This is a genomic window from Streptomyces sp. SID12501, from assembly GCF_010550245.1.
Taxonomy (GTDB): Bacteria; Actinomycetota; Actinomycetes; order Streptomycetales; family Streptomycetaceae; genus Streptomyces.
The window spans coordinates 1-417 of sequence record NZ_JAAGLU010000821.1; the positions used below are offsets into that span (position 1 = coordinate 1).

Here is a 417-nt window from a genome sequence, read left to right on the forward strand (position 1 = left end):
CCCCGCCCCACCCCGCACCTCCCGCGAAGGACCCCCGCATGATCGAGATCCTGTCCCCGTCCGAGCTGGCACGCGCGCGCGTGACCGGGCGCCTCGTCGGCGACATCCTCGCCGAGCTGCGGCGTCGCACCCGGGCCGGGACCAACCTCCTCGAGATCGACGCGTGGACCGCCCAGCTGATCCGCGAGTCCGGTGCGCAGTCCTGCTACGTCGACTACGCGCCGTCGTTCGGCCGCGGACCGTTCGGCCACTACGTGTGCACGTCGGTCGACGACGCCGTGCTGCACGGCCTCCCGCACGACCGCGTGCTCGCCGACGGCGACCTGCTCACGCTCGACCTCGCGGTCCTCAAGGACGGCGTCGCGGCCGACGCCGCGATCAGCTTCGTCGTCGGCGAGCAGCCGTCGCCGCAGGCCG

At 74.1% G+C, this 417-nt stretch carries 1 protein-coding gene; it reads left to right on the forward strand.

Annotation, left to right across the window (positions count from 1 at the left end; translation table 11 throughout):
* Window positions 1–38: 38 nt before the first annotated feature.
* Window positions 39–417: M24 family metallopeptidase (locus G3I71_RS48635; protein WP_164325394.1), on the forward strand; the 379-nt coding region annotated here is incomplete at its 3' end.